The sequence below is a fragment of the Skermania sp. ID1734 genome (genome assembly GCF_007489285.1).
Classification (GTDB): Bacteria; Actinomycetota; Actinomycetes; order Mycobacteriales; family Mycobacteriaceae; genus ID1734.
This window is the reverse complement of sequence record NZ_VLIY01000032.1, coordinates 1-18,155: the sequence shown is the minus strand read 5'-3', so window position 1 is coordinate 18,155 and position 18,155 is coordinate 1. Positions and strand designations below refer to the sequence as shown.

General features: G+C 68.2%; 16 protein-coding genes and 1 pseudogene. 12 read left to right on the top strand and 5 right to left on the bottom strand.

Annotated features, from left to right (window positions below; translation table 11 throughout):
• On the bottom strand, window positions 1-229 hold a 229-nt coding region (locus tag FOS14_RS23980; RefSeq protein ID WP_185981917.1), incomplete at its 3' end, for a DUF4158 domain-containing protein.
• On the opposite strand from FOS14_RS23980, the gene FOS14_RS25400 reads away from it, so the two are divergent.
• The 3 genes from FOS14_RS25400 to mobF all read left to right on the top strand — a co-directional run bounded on the left by FOS14_RS25400 (window position 211) and on the right by mobF (window position 7,511).
• Window positions 211-786: an ATP-binding cassette domain-containing protein gene (locus FOS14_RS25400; RefSeq protein ID WP_143773373.1), complete on the top strand. Its 576-nt coding sequence runs from the start codon at window positions 211-213 to the stop codon at window positions 784-786. The two genes, FOS14_RS23980 and FOS14_RS25400, sit on opposite strands and share 19 nt — an antisense overlap.
• A complete protein-coding gene (locus FOS14_RS23970; RefSeq protein ID WP_143773372.1) occupies window positions 776-1,459 on the top strand; it encodes a phosphonate metabolism protein PhnM in 684 nt (227 codons plus the stop codon). Before FOS14_RS25400 ends, FOS14_RS23970 begins: the two co-directional genes overlap by 11 nt.
• A gap of 61 nt (window positions 1,460-1,520) precedes the next feature.
• Complete coding sequence (gene mobF / locus FOS14_RS23965; protein ID WP_255450585.1) at window positions 1,521-7,511, top strand: MobF family relaxase; 5,991 nt, start codon at window positions 1,521-1,523, stop codon at window positions 7,509-7,511.
• Window positions 7,512-7,577: 66 nt separating this feature from the next.
• On the opposite strand, the gene FOS14_RS23960 is transcribed toward mobF, so the two are convergent.
• Entirely contained in the window at window positions 7,578-8,294 is a 717-nt protein-coding gene (locus tag FOS14_RS23960; RefSeq protein ID WP_143773370.1) for an NBR1-Ig-like domain-containing protein, read from the bottom strand.
• A gap of 114 nt (window positions 8,295-8,408) precedes the next feature.
• Here FOS14_RS23960 and FOS14_RS23955 point away from each other — a divergent pair, with 114 nt between their 5' ends.
• Together FOS14_RS23955 and FOS14_RS23950 are read left to right on the top strand one after the other, a co-directional pair.
• The gene (locus FOS14_RS23955) at window positions 8,409-8,837 is read left to right on the top strand and encodes a DUF2690 domain-containing protein (RefSeq protein WP_143773369.1); all 429 of its coding nucleotides are present in this window, start codon (window positions 8,409-8,411) and stop codon (window positions 8,835-8,837) included.
• A gap of 151 nt (window positions 8,838-8,988) precedes the next feature.
• Window positions 8,989-9,321: a hypothetical protein gene (locus FOS14_RS23950; protein ID WP_143773368.1), complete on the top strand. Its 333-nt coding sequence runs from the start codon at window positions 8,989-8,991 to the stop codon at window positions 9,319-9,321.
• A gap of 136 nt (window positions 9,322-9,457) precedes the next feature.
• On the opposite strand, the gene FOS14_RS23945 is transcribed toward FOS14_RS23950, so the two are convergent.
• The 3 genes from FOS14_RS23945 to FOS14_RS23935 form a co-directional block, all read right to left on the bottom strand.
• Window positions 9,458-10,090, bottom strand: coding sequence for a class I SAM-dependent methyltransferase (locus tag FOS14_RS23945; protein ID WP_143773367.1), 633 nt, complete (start codon window positions 10,088-10,090; stop codon window positions 9,458-9,460).
• A 160-nt stretch (window positions 10,091-10,250) separates the two neighbouring features.
• Window positions 10,251-11,315 (bottom strand): hypothetical protein, encoded by a 1,065-nt coding sequence (locus FOS14_RS23940; protein ID WP_143773366.1) that lies wholly within the window; start codon window positions 11,313-11,315, stop codon window positions 10,251-10,253.
• Window positions 11,312-11,743, bottom strand: coding sequence for a hypothetical protein (locus FOS14_RS23935; RefSeq protein WP_143773365.1), 432 nt, complete (start codon window positions 11,741-11,743; stop codon window positions 11,312-11,314). Before FOS14_RS23935 ends, FOS14_RS23940 begins: the two co-directional genes overlap by 4 nt.
• Before the next feature lie 169 nt (window positions 11,744-11,912).
• On the opposite strand from FOS14_RS23935, the gene FOS14_RS23930 reads away from it, so the two are divergent.
• The 7 genes and pseudogenes from FOS14_RS23930 to FOS14_RS23900 form a co-directional block, all read left to right on the top strand.
• On the top strand, window positions 11,913-12,125 hold the full coding sequence (locus FOS14_RS23930) for a hypothetical protein (RefSeq protein WP_143773364.1): 213 nt from the start codon (window positions 11,913-11,915) through the stop codon (window positions 12,123-12,125).
• A gap of 165 nt (window positions 12,126-12,290) precedes the next feature.
• Window positions 12,291-14,183: a hypothetical protein gene (locus tag FOS14_RS23925; protein ID WP_143773363.1), complete on the top strand. Its 1,893-nt coding sequence runs from the start codon at window positions 12,291-12,293 to the stop codon at window positions 14,181-14,183.
• Window positions 14,184-14,354: 171 nt separating this feature from the next.
• Complete coding sequence (locus tag FOS14_RS23920) at window positions 14,355-15,113, top strand: ParA family protein (RefSeq protein ID WP_185981927.1); 759 nt, start codon at window positions 14,355-14,357, stop codon at window positions 15,111-15,113.
• Between the two features lie 18 nt (window positions 15,114-15,131).
• A complete protein-coding gene (locus tag FOS14_RS23915; protein ID WP_143773361.1) occupies window positions 15,132-15,503 on the top strand; it encodes a hypothetical protein in 372 nt (123 codons plus the stop codon).
• A gap of 152 nt (window positions 15,504-15,655) precedes the next feature.
• Window positions 15,656-16,408, top strand: a complete 753-nt coding sequence (locus FOS14_RS23910) for a DUF2637 domain-containing protein (protein WP_221936766.1) — start codon at window positions 15,656-15,658, stop codon at window positions 16,406-16,408.
• 890 nt (window positions 16,409-17,298) lie between these two features.
• Complete coding sequence (locus tag FOS14_RS23905; protein ID WP_185981926.1) at window positions 17,299-17,862, top strand: TetR/AcrR family transcriptional regulator; 564 nt, start codon at window positions 17,299-17,301, stop codon at window positions 17,860-17,862.
• 128 nt (window positions 17,863-17,990) lie between these two features.
• Window positions 17,991-18,155: pseudogene (locus FOS14_RS23900) on the top strand (IS256 family transposase); the annotation flags it as partial.

Sequence of the window (18,155 nt, the reverse complement as noted above, 5' to 3'; positions counted from 1 at the left end):
GCACCGCGACCGGCACATCCAACGGGTCCGGCAGGAACGTTCCCAACCAGCGCACCGTCACCAGTTGTAGGCCGTACCCGAGTTTCGAATAGTCACTGCGGCGCCGACTGATCAGCTCCAGATCGGCGTCATCCAGAAAGGCGAATCGGTCCAGGTCCTCACGGGTCGGAATCCCGGTGAACCGCCCAAACGCCCGCGCCTGTTCATCGGATAGGAACTCCACCGGCACAGCCGCACACCGTACGCCCAGCAATCAGGTCCTGGCGTGACTTTTCGTTCCGTTGTTCCTCACGGGCCGGTTATGTAAGCCAGTTTCTCCGATGCGTCCCGCGAGTACCTGCGCTTGAGGTCGTGGCCGAGCCGCTGATCGACCGGGGCGTGAACGTCGAGGACGCGCGCAGCCGCGCCGCAGATCTACTGTCGCGACTACAAATCGCTAGCACCATGTGGGCGCTCCCGCCGGCTACCTTCTCCGGCGGCGAGCAGCAGCGAGTCAACATTGCCCGCGGCTTCATCGCGGACCTGCCCCTCTTGTTGTTGGACGAGCCCACCGCCTCCCTCGACACGGGGAACAAGCAGGTCGTGATTGAGCTCATCGCGGAGAAGCTGGAGGTTGGAGCCGCGGTGCTCGGAGTGTTCCATGACGCGGAGGTTCGCGAGATGGTCGCCGACCGCGTCGTGTTCGTGGAGGACTTCTCGCCCTCCGGCCATCCATGTGCGGTCACCGGGCGCCGCTTCGCCGCGCCCCTGACGTTTCCGTCGACGGAGGTCCGCGATGAGCGGTGAGCTGGTTCTCGACAACGCGCGGCTCGTCCTCCGCGATGAGGTGGTGCTGGGCGCGGTGACGATTCGCGATGGACTGATTCACGACCTGGAACGTGGCCGCGTCGGAGTCGGAGAGGATTTCGACGGGGACTATCTGATCCCCGGGGCAGTCGAATTGCACACGGATCACGCGGAGTACCACATGCGTCCGCGGCCGGATGTGGAGTGGGAGCCGACTGCCGCGGTACTCGCCCACGACGCGCAGATGACCGCAGCAGGGGCGACGACTGTGCTCGACGCGGTTCGTCTGGGGTCCGGGCCCGACGATGACGCTGCGGCCACCGCCAGGGCCGCGCGACGTCTGACCGAGGCCATCATCGGCACACGACAAGCCGACGTACTTCGCGCCGATCATCTCATGCACCTGAGGTGTGAGATCTCGGCGCCGGATTGCCTGGAGCAGTTCGAGTCGTACGCCGATCACCCGCTCGTGCGGCTGGTCTCCCTGATGGACCACACGCCACCTCACCATAAGCCCCGCCGTACACCTGTTCCCGACCAGACACTCCCCTGCCATCCATTCGCGCCCAACACCCCCGTCCATTGCAGTCACCCATCCGCACCCCGACCCCGCTCTAGCCATCTGACCAACAGCAAGACCAAGACCAGATCAACCACACACCTCTTGCACTAAGGTAATGCGTTAGTAAAGTCTGCTCGCATGTCCGGATGGCCGGGGCTATGGTGAGCCCGTGATGTCGCTGCACAAGCTGACTGCGGGTGACGGGTACACGTACCTCACCAAGCAGGTCGCAGCGATGGACGCCACCGACAAGGGCCGCACGCCACTCGCGGACTATTACCTCGCCAAGGGTGAGGCGCCGGGGCGGTGGATGGGCCGGGGCCTGGAGGCCCTGTCGGAGCCGCCTCACTCCCCCAATGCCGTTCGCCCGAACTACTTCCCGCCCGCCCGTCCCGACGTCGACGCTCGGATCGTCGAGCCCGGATCGCATGTCACCGAGGCGCAGATGAAGGCGCTGTTCGGTGAGGGTCGCCACCCCAACGCTGATGCGATCGAGGCCGCGTTCACCACCGCGACCGGGTCGGCGGCCGGCGCTCTGGAGGCGTCGAAGCTGGGCCGGGAGTTCGCGATCAACACCGCCGACGCCCCCCAGTTCGTGCAGCGTCTGGCCGAGAAGTTCCGCGACCACAACCTCGCCAACGGCAACCGGTGGTGCGACGCGATCGACCCCGACGAACGGGCCCGACTGCGCACCGAACTGGCCACGGAGATGTTCACCGAGGCCCACGGTCGTCCCCCCGCCGATGACCGTGAGATCGCCGGGTTCATCACCACCGCCTCGCGCCGGCCACCGTCGTCGGTCGCCGGATACGACCTCACCTTCTCTCCGGTGAAGTCGGTGTCCGCGCTGTGGGCGATCGCCCCTCGCTCGGTCGCTGAGGAGATCGAAGCCGCGCACAACGACGCCGTCGCCGACGCCCTGGCCTTCATCGAGAACAACGTTGCCCTGTCCCGGGTGGGCACCGGGGGTGTGGCCCAGGTCGACACCGACGGCCTCATCGCGGCAGCGTTCACCCACCGCGACTCCCGCGCCGGTGACCCCGATTTGCACACCCACGTCACCGTCTCCAACAAGGTGCGTGTGACCGACCGGGCAACCGGTCTCAAGCGGTGGCTCGCGCTCGACGGGCGTCCGCTGCACAAGGCTGCGGTCACCGCGTCTGAGATCTACAACAGCCGCATGGAAGCCCACCTGCGGCGCCGCGTCGGGGTGGATTTCGCCGAGGAAGCGGGCCGCGACCGGGGCAAGCGGCCGGTCCGGGAAATCGTCGGTGTTCCGACCGATCTGATCGAAAGATGGTCGTCTCGCCGCGCGGCGATCGAAGCCCGTACCGACGAACTCTCCGCCCAGTTTCAGGCCGACCACGGCCGCGAACCCACCTCGACCGAGGCGTTCGATCTGGCGCAACGAGCCACCCTGGAGACCCGCACCGCCAAGCACGAACCACGCTCGCTCGCCGAACAACGCGCCGCCTGGCGCAGCGAAGCACTGGCTGTGTTCCGCGGCCGATTCTCCGACCGCAGCGGCGAACAAGCCTTGGCGCGGATGCTCGCCGACACCACCCGAACGCCGGTGGTGTTGCGCACCGAACCGCTCACGCAGACCGAGGTGCGCGACTACGCGGCCACCGTCCTGGACACCGTCTCCTCCGGGCGTGCCCGCTGGCAACGCCCCCACATCCGCGCCGAAGCCGAACGCCTCCTGCGCGGCGATCAGACCCTGGCCCCCGAGACGATCAGCGGCGCGGTCGAAGCCATCACGAGCGCGGCTCTCGGCCCCGACATGGCCATCTCGTGCGCCGCCGACCGCCTCGACGGCGACCTCAACGAACCCGCCGTGCTGCGCCGCGCCGACGGCGCCAGCGTGTACACCACCCACGAGACAGACCTGTTCACCACCGAGGCGATCCTGGCCGCCGAGACCCGCATCATCGCCGCCGCCCGCCGCACCGACGGCATGACGATCAGCCCCGACACGGTCGACATCGCGTTGCTCGAGCAGGCCGCCAACGGCCGCGAACTCAACGCCGGACAGACCGCCATGGTCCGCGAACTCGCCACCTCCGGCCGCCGCGTGCAGGTCGCACTCGCCCCCGCCGGCACCGGCAAGACCACCGCCATGCGCACCCTCGCCACTGCGTGGAACGGCGACGGTCGCACCGTGATCGGCCTCGCCCCCACCGCCGCCGCAGCAGCGGTCCTGCGTGAAGAACTGGGCACCGAAACCGACACCGTCGCCAAGCTCGTCGACGTCGTCACCAAGCACCGCGACGGCCGCGCCACCGACGTCCCCCGCTGGCTGGCGAACCTCGACCGCGGCAGCCTCGTCGTGGTCGACGAAGCCGGAATGTCAGGCACCGCCGACCTCGACACCCTCATCTCCCACGTGCTGTCCACCGGCGCCAGTGTTCGGCTCATCGGCGACGATCAACAGCTCGCATCCATCTCCGCCGGAGGGGTGCTGCGCGACGTCGCGCACGAGACCGGGGCACTGACCCTTAGCGAGGTCGTCCGCTTCTCCGACCCCGCCGAAGGCTCAGCCTCTCTCGCGCTGCGTGAAGGCGATCCAGCTGCGCTGGGCTACTACGCCGACCACCATCGCATCCACATCGCCGCCGACTCCGTCGCCGCCGACCAGGCCTACGAGGCGTGGACCGCTGACCGCGCCTCCGGCCTGGACAGCGTGATCCTCGCCCCCACCCGCGAGACGGTCAACGCGCTCAACGAACGCGCCCGCGCTCAACGTCTCGCCGAGAACCGGGCCGCGTTCCGGCCGTCCCGGCGCCGCGAAGTCACCCTCGCCGACGGGCTGTCGGCCTCGGCCGGCGACATCATCTGCACCCGCCTGAACAAGCGGTCACTGCGACTGTCAGCGACCGACTGGGTCCGCAACGGCGACCGCTGGGCGGTCACCGAGGTCGCCGCGGACGGGCGCATCACCGCCAAGCACCTCGACCTCGGCCGCACCCTGGTGCTGCCCTCCGACTACGTCGCCGAGAACGTCACCCTGGGCTACGCGAGCACCATCCACGCCGCCCAGGGCATGACCGCCGACACCTGCCACGTCGTCGGCTCGGACATGCTGTCGCGGCAACTGCTCTACGTCGCGATGACCCGCGGCCGCCGCGGCAACCACGTCTACCTCTCCACCGCCGAGACCGACCCACACAAGGTCACCACCCCCAAGGCCCGCACTCCCGACACCGGCCTCGAGGTGCTCACCGGCATCCTCGGCCGCGACGACGCGCAAGCCTCGGCCACCACCACCGCCCGCGAGGCACTCGACCCGTTCCGGCGTCTCGCGGCCGCCGCGCACGCCTACGACGACGCCCTCGGCGCCGGCGCCGAACACCACCTCGGCGCGGCCCGCATCACCGAGATCGAAGCCGCCGCGACCGGCGCGCACCCCGGCCTCACCGACGCCGCGGCGTGGCCGGTGCTGCGTAAGCACCTGGCCACCATCGAAGCCAACGGCGGCGACGCCGTCGCCGAGGTGCGCGCCGCGATCGCCGCCCGAGAACTCGACACCGCCGCCGACCCCGCGGCCGTCCTCGACTGGCGCCTGGACCCCTCCGGCGTGCACTCCGCAGGCCATGGGCCGCTGCCCTGGCTGCCCGCCATCCCCACCGGACTGACCCACCGCCCCCGCTGGGACACCTACCTGGCCGCCCGCGCCGACCGCGTCGCCGACCTGTCCCACCAGGTAGCCGCGGCCGCCGCCGAATGGACTCTGGCCGACGCCCCCCGGTGGGCTCGACCGCTCCTGGCCGCCGAGGCGCCCACTGACCTCATTGCCGATCTTGCGGTGTTCCGCGCCGCGACCGGAGTCGAGGACACCGACCGCCGACTCACCGGACCCGACCAATACGCCGCCGCCCTGCGCCGCGCGCAACGTCGCCTCGACGAGCGTGCCGCGGCCGTCGTCGACACCTCCACCGACGTCGCCCGCTGGGACGGCCTGGCCGACGCGATCGGCCCGCACCTGCGCCGCGACCCGTACTGGCCCGAACTGTGCGAGCAGCTCTCCGCCGCAGCCCGCGCCGGTATCGACGTCCCCGCCCTCGCCGTCGACGCCGCCGAGCAGGCGCCGCTGCCCACGGAGATGCCCGCCGCCGCCCTGTGGTGGCGGCTGTCCGGGGAACTCGCGCCCGCCGTCCTCGACACCACCAGCACCGACATCACCCCCGACTGGATCGACGACGTCGCCGCCGTCCTCGGTGAGCGGGCCGCGACTGCCGTCATCACCGACCCCGCATGGCCGTCACTGGTCACCGCAGTCAGCGCCGCCAGCCGCACCGGCTGGACTCCACGCGACCTGCTTGCCACCGCCGAAGACCTCCTCCACGGCGGCGTCGAGGGCGACCACGCCGACACCGTCCGCCTCGACGAATACGCCCGCGCACTCACCTGGCGCATCGACCTGCTCGCAACCGCCCCCACAGCGCCGGTCGTCGACGTCGTCGACGCGCCGCTGTCACCCGAGGCAGAGGAAGCCGCAGCCACCGCCGCCGGCGTCGGCCCCGACACCCACCCCGACCACGACGTCACCGTCCCCGCCGATACCGGCGTCGACGACGACTACCTCGCGGCCCTGCTCGCCACCGAACCGCCACCCGACGCTGACCTCGGCGCACCGCCACCGGAGGTCGACCACTACGACGAGCTGGCGTTCGACGACCTCACCGACGCGCGTCCGATCGCCCCGCCTGCACTGTCTGACGACGTCGCGGTGCTCATCGCCGATCGCTACGAGACCCTCGCCCAGCTCGACGAGGCCACCCGCGAGGTCGCCGCCGTCCGCGATTCGCTGACCTACCCCAACACCGGCCCACACGAGACCGCGGCACTGCCCCGCATCCTCGAGCTCCGTGCCCGCCAAGACGCCCAGCGTGAGACCGCGGTCGCGTTCGAACGCGCGCACGCCGAATGGGCCGACGCCGACCACGACGTCGAAACGCTGCTCACCGACCGCGATGATCTGCTCGACCTCGCCGCCGAGGCGCGGCTGTCCGGCGACGTCGACACCGCGGTGCGACACGAAGCCGACGCCGAACTGCTCACCCTGCGCATCACCACCGCCCAGGACTACCTCGACACCGCCACCACCCGCCTGGCCGCTGCCCGCGACGCCTACAACCAGGTGTGCGCCCAGACCGGCGGCCCGGTCACCGACCGCGACATCGACACCGTCCGGCTACTCGCCCAGGAACTCGACCGCGGTGCCCTCGATGACGCCCGCGCCCACCGCGACACCCTCGCCACCCGCGCCTGGCGCTTGGAAGCCAAACTCGCGCGCCGTCACGGCAATCAGGCCACCCACCTGCGCGACATAGATTTGCCCGACACCGCGATCGACCATGACATCCCCGCCGCGGACGACGTCGTGGTCGCACCACCTGTGCCGGACCTGGTCGGTGTCCGGGCCGTCACCGACGCGGAACTGGCAACCCGCGAGCGCACCGCATCCCAGCAGTTGGCGCGCCTGGACGCCGACCGCGCCGAACTCCACCGGTTCGATCCCGACCGCGGCCACGCCACCGCCGCGGTGCGTGCGGCCCACGAGCGGCTGCACGAGTCGGCCGCCCGCGCGCAGGCAGCGCTCACCGCGGCCGCCGACGCGACCGACGCCGAGAACGCACACGCCCGCATCGCCGCCGACGCCGCGGCGATCCGCCGTGTTCTTGACAGTGCCCGCCGGCGAGACCGCCCGGCGCTGCACGACCAACTCACCGCGCTCACCGCCCAGCACGGGACCGCTGCCCAGCGCGCCGACCTCGCTCGTCGCGCCGCCGACGCCGCGGCCGCGGCCACCGGCCTGCGCCCCGATCAGTGGCGTGAGATCGTCGCGCGCGCCGCCGACACGTCCGCTCTGTCCACCGAACTCGAACAGGCTCAATACAAGGACCACGCCGCCGCCCGCACTGACGCGCGCGCCGATGCCAACCGGGCGCACTACACCGCGATGCTCAACGAGGCCCGCTCCGAGCGGGACCGTCGAGCGGCGCTGTCTCCCGCCGAGCGGCAGGCGGAGGACGCCGCGCGAGCGACCTCGGCGACCGCCGACACTCCTGTCACGGCCCCCGAGATGGCGCCGACGCTGCCGACCAGCCCGGCAGCCCAGCATCAGGTGACGACCGACAACGATGCGGGGCTCGAGGCGTAGCGCACTCCAGCGTGGTCGCCAGACACGCATCGGGGTGGGAAGCGATCACCCCCTCGGATCTGACGTCTACGCGTCGCGGGGAGTGCGGTTCTCGTCCACGGTGATGGTGGCGATGATGCCGTCGGGCATCGAGTTCGGGAAATACAGGCGTTCCCACCTGTCGGCGAACTTGAACCGGGCGGTCATCGTCCCCGGAATCCGTGGCGCGCGGCAGATCACCGACACATCAAGGGTGTCACCGGGCTGGGTGTCAGCGACCGGGGTAAGTCGTTTGGTGGCGATGAGCGTCGGGCCTGCGAGCGGCCCCTGGCGCATGATGTAGCGCCCCTCCCAGGCCACGGTGCCCGCATTACGAACGCGCCAGGTCTTGACGAACGTCTCGCCCGGGGCCATCAGGGTGCCGTCGGGGACGGTGACGTCACAGACCCAGTCCGAGGCATCGGCGGGGTCGAGCACAAGCGGCGGGGCATCGGCGCGCGCTTGCTCCAACCGCTCCTTCTCCCGACGGCTCACCGGTCGGCTCGCGTGATAGAGATCGACGAGCAGACCATCAGCACCCAGTACGTCGTCGATGGCTTGTGCGAGATCCGCGCCCGGCCGCAGCTTTCCGGTCTCGATCTGGCTGAGCGCCGACCGTGTGCAGCCGCACGCGTCGGCGGCGGCCGCCGGTGAGTGGCCGTGCAGGTGGCGATATTGCCGCACCGCAGCCCCGTACTGCTCCAGCGGTGTGGTGGGCGGGGACAGAGGCGCTTCTGGCCGTCCCCGCGGTCGTGATGGCGTCATCGTTCCCCCGTGGTGTGGGGCATTAATTTAGCGTGTGCGTGATAAATCGCCTGTCGCTCACCATGACTACAGAGTCCAACCCACCCGGGACGGGCACTGATCAAGGAGACGACGATGGCACCCACGAAGACACGGATCGCCGCTGGTCTGGCCGCCGCCGCCGGCGCCGCGGCGCTCACCCTCACCGGGACGGGCGCGGCGCAGGCCTATCCCAGCGGTGACCCGCTGAGCAGCGGCTGCGCCAACGGATCGACCCAGACGATCAGCCGCGCCGTCGTCGGCGGCGCGACGATCGAGGTCCGCTACAGCCCGACCTGCGGCACGAACTGGGTGCGGGTCAGCAACGTCGGTGGCCGCGCGAGCGAGGCGGGCATCAACTCCCCCTACTCGGGGTGGCAGTGGTCGCGGAGCTACGCCCAGTCGCCGAACTCGTACTGGACCAACCAGGTGTACGCGCCGGGCAACACCTGCATCCTCTGGCAGGCGCGGGTCGTCCCGCCGGGCGGCATCACCGCTCAGTCCGGCAGCGCCCGGGTCTGCTGAGCACCGCCACCCGGACAGAAGCGGGCCGTGACACACCGTGTCGCGGCCCGCTTCTGCTCGTGCATGTCACCACGCGCCCAGCTCAGGACCACCCGATGGACAGGAGACCGTTCGATCCGCGCCGGCGCCGGTCAGGGCCTATGTTTGCCCGGTGAGCACCGGTGGCCCCCGCACTGACATCCGCGCGGTCGTGCTCGACACGAACGCGATCGGCCGCGGCCAGCTGAACTTGGACCGCGTGACAACGCTCGCCGATCGCCTCTCCCGGCATTCAATTCCGTTGTGGATCCCCACTCAGGTGATCTGGGAATGGGCAGTCCACGCCGCGGAGAAGGTCCCGGAGTACAAGCGCGTCCGCAAGGTTGCCGGCGTCCTGGCCGCCACCGGTCTCGACGGGACCGGCCTCTCACCCCTACCAGGGTGGGCGCGAGGTGAACCTACCAGACGCCCTCGCAGCCTAGAGACGCGCTCGCGCGCTGCCTGATCGCGCGCGCGTGGTGTCCACTCAGGCATCGGCACATTTCCGTTAGGATGGGCAAGGACCACGGGGCCGTGGTCGCAGGTGGTGGCTCGCAGGGCCCCTCTTAAGGCTGCGGGCCACCACCACGAGAATCGGCCAGTCACCCTCGGGTGGCGGTTATTACGTGGAATGCGTCGGCGGTCTCGTCGAGACGCGCGTGGGACGTCACAGTGAACCCCGCGCCGCCGAGCGTGGCGGCGATATCAGCTATCGGCCGCAGGATCGGTCCGTGCCCTGCGATCGGTAACCGAGCCATGAAACCGGGATCGCCCACGCCGACAACCAGTGTGCCGCCCGGCTTTACAACACGGTGCACCTCAGCGAACGCGATCGCTAGATCGCCGATGTAGTAGACGGTGTTCGACGTCAGAACCCGGTCGAGCGAAGAGTCGTTGAGGGGAAGGTGCTCCACCGATGCGCACTCGACCGCGACGCGCCCGGGCGAGACGCGTCGTGAGACAAACCGCAGCGCATCGGGATTTGGATCAATAAGGCTCAGCGCGGTCCAGTCGATGTGGCGGGTCTGCTCGGTCACGAAGTGGCCCGACCCGACGCCGATCTCGGCGTGGTCGTCTGTGCCGTGCCGGCGGTACATCTCGGTGAGGTCGGACAACGAACATCCCCAGGCGCGCGGGGAGGTGAAGTGCAGGACGAAGGCGTCGTAGAGCCGCAGGTTCAAGCCGCTGTAGGCGGTAGCGCTACGGGGGATCGTCGAAGTGAGATCTGTCGGCATTGACGTGCGGCTCTCCGGTGGGATGACGACGTCGCCCCAGCACTGCCGGAGCAACTAATTCGCACCCACCGGGCGGGTCGTCAACCCGGCAGTTCCGTCAAACCGAACGATTTGAGCGGAGCGTTAGTGAAGGTACCGACTTCTGCTTCACGGCGTCAACTCACTGTGATGCGCGGCGCAACGACACCGCCGCAGCGGGGACCGTTGAATCGCGAAGGCGTACCGCAGCAACGTCATAGGGCGCGTACCCACCGTCGTGGACCCCCAGCCAGATGCGGGCGGTTGCCGACTCAGCAACGTCTAGCTCCTCGAGCATCCGGCGCACCTCCGCGCGACTGTCCGGACGCAGGTCCGCCTTGTGGGTGGAAGGATCGAGGCGCAGTTCTGCGGGCCGTTGGCGCGACCCGGTCATGCTCACGAGCTGAATGGGCGACCAGTAGGCCGTCGCTGTCCACACATCAGGGCCGGCGAGCATCTGTGCCAGCACTCGCTGGGGTGTGATCGAGGGAGGGTCGACGTGGGTGACATCCCATGTCACTCCGCGCCATTCCCACCGCTCGAGATCTGGGTCGTAGACCACCTCCGTGATAGCCCGCATCGCGGCCAGTGACACTGCCCCGTCCTGGCCGCGATCCGGCTCCGGGGCCAGCGCGAACGTCGTACCGTCCACGGGCTCCAGAAGGAGCGGTGCGATCGCCGAGACGTCGACGGTCGGGGCAACGATGGCGGCGATTTCGTTGATGTCGTACTGCTTGCCGGGCCGAAGGTCATCGCGGCGGTAGAGCGGGCCGACTCCGGGACCATAGGTGGCCAGGGCGGGACGTGCCTTGATGTCCCACGCCCACGCCGCGGTCACCGGTGGCTCTGGCGGGATGATGCCGTCAAGGCCCACCCACAGCCACACCGCGAACACGGTGTCGGCTCCGGATACGGCTGGACTGGCGATCGGCCGGAAGAAGTGATCGCGGAAAGCGACTGGCTGCTCGCCGACCTTCGGGGAGCGATGAGCGATTGCCGCTCGGATGACGCGCTCCGCTTCCTTGGCGAGGAGACTCATATCCGTCACGACACCCAGCGCGCGCACCTTCTTCAGCGCGCGCAATAGGTCCTGGCTGTCCTCCAGGACGGCCTCCGGCGCGCGCGACTTCGCGACCACCTTCCCCACCACGCCGCGAAACGTCGTTACTAGAAGCCACTCCCCCGACTGGCCGTCGGGATCGGTCATGTTGTGCGGTTCGCATTCAGGCTGGCGACAGCGAGCGCGTGGTCTGTGTCGAAGGGCCCACCCAACGCTCGACGAGCCTCCTCGGCGGCCTCGTCGAGCGGCGGCACCCGCTCCAGCACCTCTCGTACAGCGAACTCCGCCATCAACGGGTTCACCGAGTGGGCCTGCATGGTCTCGTCGAACACCAACTGTCGCGAGTCGCCGTCACAGGCCCACACCCGAACCTGGATGTTGGCGTCGGGAATCGGCGTGTGTTCGGCGAGCAGCAACGCGACCATCACCGAACAGTGACCGGGGGTCTGCGCTCCCTCGACGAGCACCTCGGTCTCGGGCTTATCGAGGGCATACGGAAGATCGAGCCGCACGACGAAAGGCGAGCGTACAGACGCGATCTGTCGGCGTGCCTCATCCGATACAACGTCAGCCACTCTCGCAGTCCTCCACCGCTCACCCTCGAACTCGGTCAATCGGACAGGCTAGTCCCTCGGCGTGTCGCCGCCGAAATACTCGAATCAGAATCACTTGTGGTGGACACTTCGCTCGGCGAACTTGAACGACTTCATCTGAAAGAACGGATACGGAAGGGGTGACCTGCATATGCCTCGACCTAGCAAGGGCGAGCGCAAGGCTTGGCACTTCCGGGCACACACCGAAGTCGACCTAGATGCCGCTGCCCGAGCTGCTGGCTACAGCATCACGGGCCAGTTCATCGCCGATGCTCTCTACACACGCCTAGGCCGGTCCGACCTCGTCGAGGGCCCGAACCGTCCGGACAAGGAGATTCAAACGGCGCTGCCGCTTACTGCGTAGCGCAGAGAAAAGCGGCCCCCCCGGTGGGATACCAGGGGGACCGCTCGAAGTCTGAGCCAGCAGGTCTGCCAACCCGCTGAGCTCGATATCCCCGGAGGGACTGTCTTGGACGACAGGTCTCAGGATAGCGCGCACCCTTTGCAGTCGCTAGCTCCTGATGAACGTGTGTTGCGTGACGAATTGGTCACGCGCTGGGCGGGGTTCTACGACCTCCTGCTGGCCGATGCCGCCGCGACGGTCACGGCCGTGCAGCTGGCCGGTGACGGCGACGAAACAGCCCCGGTCATGTCGGGCACCGCGGCCGAGCTGATGGCGGCCGGCGAGGCTGCCGGCGCGGGAACCTCGCCGTGGGCGGTCATCGCCCCGATTCGCCCCGAGATCCAGGTCGTCGACGTCGACCGGTGCGCCGACCGCGTCCTGCAACCCCTCCTTGACGCCGCGGACACCGTAGGCGCGTCGCTTGCACATTTGACGGAGTCAGGTACTCCGAACAGCGTCCACCTCGGCGTGACCCTCCCAAGTCGGGCTGCACGGCGGGAATTCACCCGCCGCGTATCGGAGATCCGCGCGTGGGCCGGCGAGACGCAGACCACCGTCGATCTCCGGAGCAGGCTCGATGGCCTGCGGCTTCCGGGGTCCGCTCCGCTCAAGCCGGGCGGCGGGGTGTGCTGGCCCACCGATACCGATGGGCGGCGCATCACCGCGATCGCCGCGTACCGGCGCCTCGCCGAAGCCCTGAACCAGCCCCACGTCGACGCGGGCGAGCCCCTCCCCTCCCCCGCTCCCATGGTCTGGGACGACGTCGACGACACCGATGCCGGCGAGCTGGCGGTCGTCTCGCCGCGCGCCTACCGCGCGCCAACGCGAATGACGCGCGAGCAGTTCAAGACTTTGACGGTGTCCCCGCGACGGGGACGACGGTCCCACGCCGCCCTGGCCGGGGCCTGGGTCTTGTGGCGCCTAGGCGTGCGGTCCTGGCGGGCCGCAGCGCGCTACTACGCGATCTACCCCTGCTTCGAGAAGTGGCGTGAGCGCGACGCCCACGCCCGCAGCCGGGGCCGAAACCTTGAACCGGGGTGGGTGTCGTGGTGTCAGCGACACTGGCAGGACATCGCTCGCCGCGCTCGCGCCTACCGCCCCGAAACCGCCTCGCTTCACGAGCCGAAAATTGCCGAGGCCCTTGCAGAGGTCAACCAGTGGGACGACCCGGACCTCGTCGCGGCAGCGGTCGCAGTCATCCGACACCGCTTCTCCGACGGCTACGGTCTCACCCGCCCCGTCGGTGTCCGCGATCTCGCGTCCTGGCTGGGCTTCTCCGAAGAGACTGCCCGGCGCCGGCTACAAGGGCTTGCAGAGCGTGGGCTGCTCGCAGTGGTTAAACCGCACAATCGCGAGACTGCACCCCACGAAGCAACAGTGTGGACACTGACCACTCCTGCTGCCGCTTACCGATCATCCGTGAGTCATGATGTCACCAGCCCCGGGGGGATGTCCCTCACCCTTCACCCGTGCTGGGTTGTTCTAGGCCAGACTGCCCGCCTCGTCTACACCCAGCTCTCCCCCACTCCCGCCCCTGCGGCAACGTTGTCCGCCCAGACGGGACTCCCCACCGGAACCCGCCACCACGGTTTGCTGCGCGTGCTCCGCACTCTGTGCGACCAGGGCCTAGCGAGCCGCAGCGGCCAGGGCCGCGCGACACGGTGGCTGCTCGGGCCTGGCGGGCTTGATGATGCGCCGGCGACCGCTGCAGGCCGAGCGGCGAGAGAACGCGTCCAAAGCAGGGTCATCCTCGATAGGGACGTCTGGCACGCCCGTGGTCGCGACGTCGCCTCCCGAGCGGTCCACCGGCGTGCTCGAGCGAAGGCGATGCAGCGTAGCCGCGCGCGCCGGGCATCGACCGCCCAGTGCGTCAATCAACTGGCGCTCGTGCACCCGGCGAATAGAGCTGCTGCTCGCCGTGACAACACCCGTGGTCGTTCGTCTCAGCGATGGGGAGTCCGGCTCGCACGTTCCCGGGGTCTACCCACTCGTGAGCCACCCACGTTGGCAGGTGGATGACGCCGTGGCGTGGGTTAAGGGCCTGCCTGCTGGTGCTGGCTAATCAAATAGCCATCGTATTTACATGCAATACAATACAGGCAAGCAATACTGGACTGTATTGCGTGTCCTGCTTGTACTGCTTGTGCGTGCTGTACATACTGGCCGTACATTCAATTTCGAGGAGGCTTCGTGACGACTCTGGCGTTCTGCAATCAGAAGGGCGGCTCGACGAAGACTGCGACAACTGTCGGTCTCACCTCGGCGTTGTCCGAGGCGGGCAAGCGGGTGCTGGTTGTCGACCTTGACCCTCAGGCCAACTCGACCACCGGCATGGGCCTCGATCCCGATGCCGTCGAGTACGGCGCGAACGATGTTCTGGCGGAGACGGTGCCGCTTGATGCCGCAGTGACGCCGGCATCGGCCGACTGGCCGGGCGTGTCTCTACTGGCTGGCCACCGGCTACTAGCCAACCGCGAGTCGGACGCGGCAATGGACATCCACTACCGCCTGAGGAACGCTCTGGCCGAGTCGCGGGGGGAGTGGGACCACATTCTTGTCGACACCAGTCCATTCGTCGGGCGCCTTATGGCGAACGGGCTCGCGGCGGCTCAGCGTGTCGTCATTCCGACCGACGCAACCGCGGACGGTGCGCGCGGAGTCGAGTCGATCATCGAATCGGTCTCGATGGCTCGTCGCAGCTTCAACGAGGGCCTCGAGATTGCGGCGATCGTCATTGGTCGGCGGGAACGGGCTGGCGAGCAGGACTTCCGAGAGAACGAGCTTCGCGGGCGGTATGAGGCGCTCGTAGCTAAAACTGTCATCCCGAAACGTGCCGCCGTCGCGGATGCTCACGGGCTCGCGGTGCCAATTCACCAGTTGAAGGGGAAGGGGTCGCTCGCTATCAGTAGCGCCTACCGCGACCTGGCCCTCGAACTCGAACTGCTCTGACAATAAGGAAGGACGACGATGGCCATCGACCGCAAGACCGTCACCAAGCCCGCTGAGCAACATCCGTTCGCGGCGATGACGGGGGATGGGGGAGTGGCACCCGCTCCGTCGCAGGCGCCGGCGAAAGCTGGTGACGAGGTAGAGGCGACGCGCGAGTCGCAGCCGGGAAAGCGCGGGCGACGGTCACCGTCCCTCCCGGCGCGCAGATTGAAAGCGGGTGATCATGATCCGCTTATATCCCGCACTTACCGGTACCCCGATTCGATGGACGAACGAATGCTGCGGGGTGCGCTCAAGCTCTCGATGCTACGGGGCACGCAGGTAACCAAGACCGATGTTCTCCGAGAGGCTGTCGACGAATACCTCAAAAACCACGATCTGGACGATTAGACCGCACGTACATACAAGCAATACCTAAAATACGCCGTGACCAGCGTCGCGGCTCGCCATTAACGGCCCTGGCGGGGGTGGAGCCCCGCCAGGGCCCGACACAGATAGGACCTGTGCCAATGACTGACGCTACTAGCCCTCTTGTTCGACGAGTGGCGATCTTGCTCGCGGTCGCGACAGCGGCCGGAATCGCAATCGCCGCGTTTGTCCTCAGCTTTTCCGCACTATGGGACGTGGCCACGCGGGTCTGGCCCAACCGGCACCTGTCATGGCTGGGGCCTGCGGTCGTCGACGCCACGATCCTGCAGGCCACGGTGAGCCTTCTGGTAGTCGCACACAGCGCGAAGCCGGGGGAGCGACGGTACTTCTGGTCGCTACTCGTCGGCGCCGCCGCGACCAGCATCGCAGGCAACGCACTGCACGCCATCACTCCGCCCAACCAGCCGCTCACCCCGGTGGTGGCGGCGCTTATCGCGTGCATCCCGCCGATCTTCTTGTGCTTGAGCACGCACTCGGTTGTGGTCCTGACCCGTCGCGTCGCGCGGAGGCCCGCCGCGGCCCGCGGTGCCACGGGTACGGCGCCCGAGCCTCTCGCCGAAGCATCTAACTTCGATGAGGTCGAGGACGGCCTGCCGGTCGGCAACCCCGAGCTGGTCGAGGACATCACGGCGGCCCTCGTGCCCGCCGCCACGCGAGAGACTGTGATCAGCCGGGCTCGGCGTATTCGCGAAGAGCATGGACTGGCGACCGGCACAGCCAAAATTGCCGCGGTCCTGATGCACCGAGCCACCTACCCGGAGGCGTCGCTGCGAGAGCTGGCCGCTGCGGGCAACGTGCACCACAACACGGCCAAGAAGATCCTCGAAGTCGACGCCGACCGGGGGGCCGACCTAACTCTGGTCTAGTCGAACGCATGGTCTAGTCGAACGCATGTTCGTATCGGTGCTACGGTGACAGCGCGCCTCGGGTGGTTCGCAGGGAAGGCGGTCCACCCGAGGCCAATCCACCGTTCTCCTTGGTCGCGGAAGTCAGGAGACACCTTCCGGTGTCGACTCCCGATGGCCCGCTGCACACTTTCCAGGCGCGCATAGAGCGACGTGGCGAAGGCAAGTGGCTTGAGTCCGCTCCTAGTCGTTGTCCGAACGGCTGCGACCTCACCCGGCCGCGGTCGCTGCTGGTCGGCTGGAACAGCACAATCGAACCGCCGCACCGAACGTGGACGTGCCGGCTCTGCGACGTGGTTATTCACAACCTGGACCCGGGTATCGGGTACCTGCCGATGCGGCCGGTGCGCCTTGATCATCGGACCATCGACACGAACCGAAGGAGCGCGCAGAGCGACTGACGGCGTGAGGTCGCTCACCTCAACCATGGCCTTTCAGGTCGACAGTGCGCTGTATCGCTGTTGCCGCCAGGGTTTTTGGGCATCATGCTGCGGTTTCGGTGCAGCGGCGGTTGGAACCTTCGCCCGACGTACGATCATTTCACTGGAAAGTGTCACAGTTTACGATGCCAAACTGTGAGGATATCGCCAGAGGTTGCTCGACTGCCCTGGGTATCGCGGTATCCCGAACTGTTTGCCGAACTCGACGATCGTGGCGCGCAGGTGACCAACGATGCCCTCGACCTCCAGGTGGAAAGAGGATTGCATCCGACACGTGAAGACGTAGAAGACCTCTGCGCTACCGCGGCAGGACACATCAGCTTCCTTGACTATTTGCAAAGAGTGCAGAGCCGCCACGCAGGAGACTGCGTATACAGGTAACAATCAGATCAAGCGGTGGGCGGTGACTTCGTGACTGCGAACCGATCGACGACCCGCGGCAGTGCGCGCGGAGAGACGCTCGCCCGGGTGTGGGGCCTTATCGCCAATGGGGGAGTGGGCGCGTTCTCAATCCGCGACGCCGCAATCGCAGCAGGCGTCAGTTCCGGCACCGTCACCCACCACTTCGTCAACCGCGAGCGGCTCGTCGACGAGGCGTTCGCCGCGCTGGCCGAGCGCCACGACGCCATTGGCAGGGTCGCGATCATTAGCTCCCGCAGCGGGACTCGCGACGAGGCGCGCACAACCCTCGTCTACGCGCTGCATCACCTGTGGGGTGAGCGCACGATCACCCTGGCGGCCGCCGAGCTCCGTGTCCATGCCACCCGCAGCCGAGCGGCGCGCGAATCCGCCGAGTCCGTGGCGGACACCTGCCGCAGCGTCGTGGGCGAGCTACACCGGGTCACTGAGCGGACTATGACCACGCCGACCCAGGCTGTTGACCTTCTCGACGCCGCGGCGCTGCGCCTCGCAGTCCGGCACCAGTCACCGGAGAATTTCCGCGTCGCGATCCGCCGGCACGTCAACAGTCAGTAGTGCCCCATAGAGTGGTGTAACTCGGTGGCCGAGATCGTCTCCGACATCCGTGTCGTTGACGGATGTAGAGCGGCCACCGCGTGATCTTTCGAGTCAACCGTCTAAAGAATCCTCGAGGAGTCATCGCGATGACCGCACCCCATATTGTCGACCCTGCAGGCCTGCTTGGCCAAGCCCTATCTGACGCGTCGCCGGATCTGATGCGCGAGCTGCTGCAGACCATGATCAACGCACTGCTCTCCGCCGATGCCGACGCTGTGTGCGGCGCCGAGTGGAACGCCCGCTCGGCTGAG